General features: G+C 49.1%; 6 protein-coding genes. 5 read left to right on the top strand and 1 reads right to left on the bottom strand.

The window, feature by feature from the left end; genetic code table 11:
* Nucleotides 1–713: 713 nt before the first annotated feature.
* Nucleotides 714–1,481 (top strand): hypothetical protein, encoded by a 768-nt coding sequence (locus ACCI49_RS23200; protein ID WP_371841621.1) that lies wholly within the window; start codon nt 714–716, stop codon nt 1,479–1,481.
* 166 nt (nt 1,482–1,647) lie between these two features.
* On the top strand, nt 1,648–2,415 hold the full coding sequence (locus ACCI49_RS23195; protein ID WP_371841620.1) for a VIT1/CCC1 transporter family protein: 768 nt from the start codon (nt 1,648–1,650) through the stop codon (nt 2,413–2,415).
* A 12-nt stretch (nt 2,416–2,427) separates the two neighbouring features.
* On the opposite strand, the gene ACCI49_RS23190 is transcribed toward ACCI49_RS23195, so the two are convergent.
* A complete protein-coding gene (locus tag ACCI49_RS23190; protein ID WP_371841618.1) occupies nt 2,428–3,516 on the bottom strand; it encodes a GGDEF domain-containing protein in 1,089 nt (362 codons plus the stop codon).
* 170 nt (nt 3,517–3,686) lie between these two features.
* Between ACCI49_RS23190 and ACCI49_RS23185 the strand changes: the two genes are divergently transcribed.
* From ACCI49_RS23185 to ACCI49_RS23175, 3 genes are all read left to right on the top strand, one after another.
* Complete coding sequence (locus ACCI49_RS23185; RefSeq protein ID WP_371841616.1) at nt 3,687–4,205, top strand: macro domain-containing protein; 519 nt, start codon at nt 3,687–3,689, stop codon at nt 4,203–4,205.
* A 255-nt stretch (nt 4,206–4,460) separates the two neighbouring features.
* The gene (locus ACCI49_RS23180) at nt 4,461–5,435 is read left to right on the top strand and encodes a phenylacetaldoxime dehydratase family protein (protein WP_371841614.1); all 975 of its coding nucleotides are present in this window, start codon (nt 4,461–4,463) and stop codon (nt 5,433–5,435) included.
* Nucleotides 5,436–5,520: 85 nt separating this feature from the next.
* The gene (locus tag ACCI49_RS23175) at nt 5,521–5,763 is read left to right on the top strand and encodes a methionine biosynthesis protein MetW (RefSeq protein ID WP_371841613.1); all 243 of its coding nucleotides are present in this window, start codon (nt 5,521–5,523) and stop codon (nt 5,761–5,763) included.
* Nucleotides 5,764–5,889: the final 126 nt, after the last annotated feature.

The raw sequence follows: 5,889 nt of genomic DNA, 5'->3' as shown, positions 1-5,889 counted from the left end.
AAAGTGCTTTCTCACATGAGAATGTTACAAAAGAAGCCCGCGCGTGTAGCAGCCTACTTCCGACACGAATCAATTAGGTACGCAGCATAACTGAACTATTTGTCCGCCGGGTTAATAATAGATGCAAACATTGACAGTGCACCAGAGGCTGAATTACATAAAGAGTCTAAGGATGAATTTGAATTCTACCTAGTGTCCAGAGCTAAATCCTGGGTGATGAACCTTGGCACTATGAGGCTGTATTCTATCTACTGGTTTTATCGACACTGACGGGAATACAAGCGTGCAAGTGGTGAAAGTTTATGGCCTGTTATACGTGCGATTTTTTAAATATTTTTTATCCATTCGATATTTATTAAAATACAGAGCCGTTTAGGATGAGAAAAAACAGAATATAAATGGCGTCCTAAACTGATAGCTGCGATATTATATAATTCTTGCTATTCTGGGTTCAGTTATCGATAGAATTTCGTATTTTTCCGATGAATTTTCATTGGTTGATATTTTTAGTCTGGCCTTATTGCCGCTGACGATTTGGCCCCTCTTTGAGGGACAGAAGGCAGCAAATACTCTCAGTGGCGATATTTCAGGCAAAGTAAATACAAAATTTACACCCTTGAATTTTTTGTGGCTAGTAGTAGGAGCCTTATTGTGGGTCACAGTGATTTTGGGAACTTACATTGTAATCACCGGCGATTAAAAGGAGTTTATAGGTGAAAAGAACGGTTATTTTAGCGTGTGCCGTAGCTCTGCAGTTTTTAACCACTACCCTGTGGGCTGAAGTGACCCCAACAGAAATTACCGTACGGGCCAAGGCCAAAGACGCCAAATTTATTGGCTCCTCAATCGGAGGAGCTATGGTGATTATCCGCGAAACGGATAGCGGAGAAATCCTGGCCAAGGGGCTTACCCAGGGCGGTACCGGTGATACCGGCAAGATCATGAAGACACCACGCGAACGTTACGTGCCTATCGCTGAGGGAGCTGCGCACTTTACTGCTGCGCTGGATATCAGTGAACCGGTATTCCTTACTGTTGAAATACTAGCCCCTTACATTAAGAAGCAGGCTCGTGTGGTAGCGCAAACGCAGACTTGGCTCGTGCCAGGCAAACCTATCAGCGGTGAAGGCTTAATCGTGGAGATACCGGGTATGGTAGTGGACTTGCTCAGTCCACAGACTCACCTCTACACCGGCCTGGATAAGAGCCCATTCGAAATACGCGCTAATGTAGTGATGATGTGCGGTTGCTCCCTTACCGATGGCGGCCTGTGGGATGGCAGCAAGATCGAAGTCACTGCCTTGTTAAAAAGAGACGGCAAGGAATTCGCCACAGTTCCGCTGAAAATTCAGGACACCATGAATACCTTCAGTGCGCCCTTTGCTACGGATTTACCCGGCGTCTACGAAATACTGGTTTACGCCTATGATGCAAGGACCGGAAATACCGGTGTCGATAGGGGCAGTTTTATCGTGAAATAAACAATTGGTGGGGAGGCGCTGCAGATATGCTTGAGGTAACAAGTACAACTATCGGGTTTACCCAATGCCGTTCGACTACCTCTCCACTGTCCATAAGTCCACTCTGCCCTTCACCCCACTGCATTGATTATGCGGCTGTTCCCAGCGACTGTGCGGGGCTGCGAGCATGAAAGGAAGGGAGGAGAAATCTAAACAGTCCCGTCGCGCACTGCTCGAAGAACACAGCCCCGAGCGCATTCACGCCCGCTTGGGGAGGGAGCCCAAATCCCAAAGGGTCTCGGATTTTGTCCTTGGGGCTATCGATGGTTGTGTCACCACCTTCGCGATAGTCGCCGGTGCCTTTGGTGCGGGCTTCTCAGAATCAGTGGTATTGGTAATGGGCTTTGCCAACCTGATCGCTGACGGCTTTAGTATGGCGGTAAGCAACTATGAGGCCGTGAGCGTGGAGCGAGATCAGGCAGCGGCAGCTGCCCGAACCGAGCGTCAGCATATCGATTTAGTGCCAGAGGGAGAGCGCGAGGAGATCCGTCAGATTTTTCAGCGCAAGGGCTTTCGCGGGCAAGTGCTGGCTGAGATTGTCGCAACCATCACTGCCAATCGCCAGCTGTGGATAGATACCATGCTGGCAGAAGAATACGGTATTAGCCGCTCCTCGCGCAGACCTTTGGGCTCTGCAATAGTGACCTTTCTGGCCTTTATTGGAGTTGGCGCTGTGCCATTACTGCCCTACCTTATCCACCCGCTCAATACTGCTGAGCAGTTCTATAGCAGTGCTGTTCTGGCAGCTTGTACCTTTTTTGCCATTGGCCTTTGCAAGGGCCTGGTGTTCTCTCAGCGGGTACTGGCAGCGGGCGTCAAGACTCTGATGTTTGGTGGGGGTGCGGCCCTGCTAGCCCTGGCAGTCGGTTTTTTCCTGCGCGATATTATCAGCTGAGAGTTGCTTTCCTCAGGCGGCCACTACCCGGTTGCGGCCACTGTTCTTGGCTCGATACATGCGTTTATCGGCTTCCGCCAGCAGTTGGTTGTGAGGGCTGCCAGTACTGCTGCCCTCAACCAAGCCGAAGCTGATAGAGACTTTCACTGACTGTACATAGCGGCGGCTCAGGGCTTCCACTTTGCGTCGCAATTTCTCCGCCAGTACGCTGCCGCCACGCGCATCGGTATTGGGTAGTAACAGCAAGAACTCCTCTCCGCCCCAGCGGGCTACAATATCCTCTGTTCGGGTGTTGTTTCTGAGGATCTTGGCAACATCCTGCAGTATACGGTCGCCAAAAGCGTGTCCGTGGGTATCGTTAATCGCTTTAAAGTTATCCAGGTCGCCAATCAGGATCACATACTGGTCGCGCAGCTCCCTGTTGCGGCGCTCCATGTCGTGGATTGCGCGGTAAGCCTCACGACGGTTTGCAAGCCCAGTAAGGGCATCAGTGGAGGCATTTTTCTCCAGTTCCCCTGTCAGCCGTTCTAGTAACTGTTGGGTGTGATGACGGCTACTATCGAGCAGGGCTGTCAGTGCTGTAAGCGCGCCAAAAACGGCGATAAAGCGTGCACGATAAGCGGTGTCATATTCTGCGGTGAGGCCTGGAAAATTGGGATAAAACAGCGCAGTAGCCGTAATGAGACCGATCGCGATAAGTGCTGCGGTACCGGTTTTATAGCCGTACAAATTAATAAAGCCCGGCACTAGCATCACTGCCCACATCAGGCCTGTATTGTTCACGCCACCCGATAACAATAAGTAAAAATAAAGTACCAATAGCAGAATACCGACCAGAAGTGGTGTCATTTTGCTGGGGCCCATCACATTAATCGTGACATAGGCACACAGAATTACCACTGCGGCGGCAGAAAGGGTGGTTGCCTGTAGAATATCGGCCGCGGTGAGGGCAATAACTGCCATGGCTCCCGTTATTGCCATGGCAAAAATCAACATATAGGAGGACGCCATAATACGGCGGCGCAGGTCGATACGCTCCAATTCCTCCACTGGTGTGGTCATGGTCAGTGCGGGGTTATGCTTATTATACCCAGAATTCATGGTTGTCTCTGTTGCTATACAGGCTGCAACGTTCCGCCAGAGGATAGGAGTTAGGTAGGGGCACCGTATCCAATGGCGGAGTGAAGCAGCGCTGAGTATAGGAGGATTCGCCCAGAGACCAAAGTAGCAAGCTACAGTATCTGTAAACCAAACTTTAGAACTGAGAAACCGTGACACAAATTGATCTGACTTGGGGCGATATTCTGACATTGCATGGGGATGCTCTCGTATGTCCTGCACATAAACATCTTATTTGCGGGCGCGGGTTATCCGCTCAGGTTTTTGCTCTGGGCGGTGAAGACCTCGCGCAACAGTGTAAAAAACAGCCAGAATGTGCGGTTGGCGAGGCACGTATAACCAGCGCCTTTCAGCTACCGGTGGACTATCTGCTTCACACTGTTACTCCGCAGTGGAGCAGTGGTGATCAATGGGGTACTCAGGCCATCAAACAGCTGCGGCACTGTTATGAAAGTGTGTTGGGCTTAGCAGGGAAAAAAGGTTTAAAGCATATTCTCTTTCCCGCATTGGGTGCCGGCACCAATCGTTTTCCCCATGCGATTGCCGCGCATGAAGCACTGGAGGTTCTGAATGAGTATTCCAGTCAGTTTGATCAGCTGACTGTTTGCCTACATTCTCCCGCTGCTCTCGGTGAATGGAAACGGGTTGAGCGGCGCTTCTTCATGGTGTGAATTAATTTAACCTCACTGATGTACATTAGTACCAAGAGCCTTATAGCTAGATCAAATCTGACTTGATAGCAATAAAAGTACTTCAAGCTTAGGCACATTTTGCCCATAGCACTTACGAACATGACCAAGGAAATTGAGCCCTCGTCAGAAAGAATCATCTATTCCATTAAAGCAAAATGGATTGAAATCTTTGGCACTAGGAAAAATTGCCTGCCTGGGACCTTTTGATTTAGGAGGCACGAGAGAGAGAAAAATTTGAAAAATCGTCCAGAAAATTTTGTACCCCCATATCCAGCTTGGGAGCTGAAACTTCCATCTTCTACCTGGTATGTCCAATGCCAGGTTGCGTTACAGTTTGCGAGTGGTTGCCGGGACGATTCGCTATTTCGATTATTGGCCGAGTATCTGTCCAGCTCCGAGGGACTAATGCACTATGAGCGGGCGGGCCATATCGATGTTCAGGGTGCTTATAACGATATTGCTATTGCCTACTGGTCCAGTGAAGAGTCGATGAGCAAATGGCTAAATGAAAATTCAGTTAAGTTATTGGACTCCATTGAAGGTAAATCTGGATTTTGGTATGAGGCACTAGCGGCTCCTCGCACGCACTTTGAGGTTTCTTCCTCTACACCAGAAGCTGACTGGGGAATTTTTCGTCACTTTGATATTTGTGAACAGCGTGATCATGCCTACTGGGGAGCAATGCGTGATCGAATCAGTGCTGCAGAAAAGGATGGGCTTCCTGGTCAGTTACAAACCTTGCAGCCACTGCCTGTCGGGGAGCGATCCGAAAAGGAAATACCTCTGCCCGGAAATTTATGCATGATTCGTACGGTGCAGGGTTATTCAACTGCCAGCCCGGATGAGCGGAATGCTTACCAGGAGTCCCTGCGCCTGAAGTATGAGCAGGGGGTAAGTTACTTGGATGCAAACCCAATACAATCGCGTTGTCTCAGTGCACGACTGTTATGTGATGAACAGCCGGCACTGGGCAGACCAGATACTGAAACTATCGCCTGGTTTGCTTCCCTGGCAGATTTGGAAAACTGGGTGCACCACCATTCTACTCACAAGGCCATCTATGCCTCTGCGCAGCAGTATGCGAACCGCTTTGCTCCCGGAATGCACCTTTTGTTGAGCCACGAAGTAGCTATAGTGCCGCAAGGCAAAGGGCGGGCTGTTTATCACGGGTGTCACCCTGATACAGGATTACGACCTTTCCTCAAGTAAAAAAAGAAGTTTTTATAAAATTAAGAATACTAACCCTGGTACCTTAAAATGAAAGGTAAGCACTATGCGTTCAGCGTAATATTTTATGGCGTTTGAGACTGTCCCCTACGAAATCGGTGACTTAATCCATAAGGTATATAAATACTCAAATCTCGGTGAGTATCTAGATGAGGAAAACCGCTTTCTGCAAGAATTGGTTGGAAAGGGCTCAACATTAATTGACTTCGGTTGCGGCAATGGTCGTCATCTCAGGTTGCTGGAAAGTCACCTCGATTTTGGTATGGGGATAGATCTTGATCCGGGGCATATTAACCCGGTGGCTCTATAGTTCTGTATAATACCCAAATGGATATTATTGATGCAAGAAAATTACCCGCTTCCGCGCAGGAAGAGAAACGCCGAACTGCCGTAAAGCTTTGGAAGAAATCAGAGTCTATAGCAGAAATTGCACGGA

The sequence above is a fragment of the Microbulbifer epialgicus genome, from assembly GCF_041447265.1.
Lineage (GTDB): Bacteria > Pseudomonadota > Gammaproteobacteria > Pseudomonadales > Cellvibrionaceae > Microbulbifer > Microbulbifer epialgicus.
The sequence above is the reverse complement of the archived record's forward strand: the minus strand, read 5'-3'. Positions and strand labels throughout refer to the sequence as shown.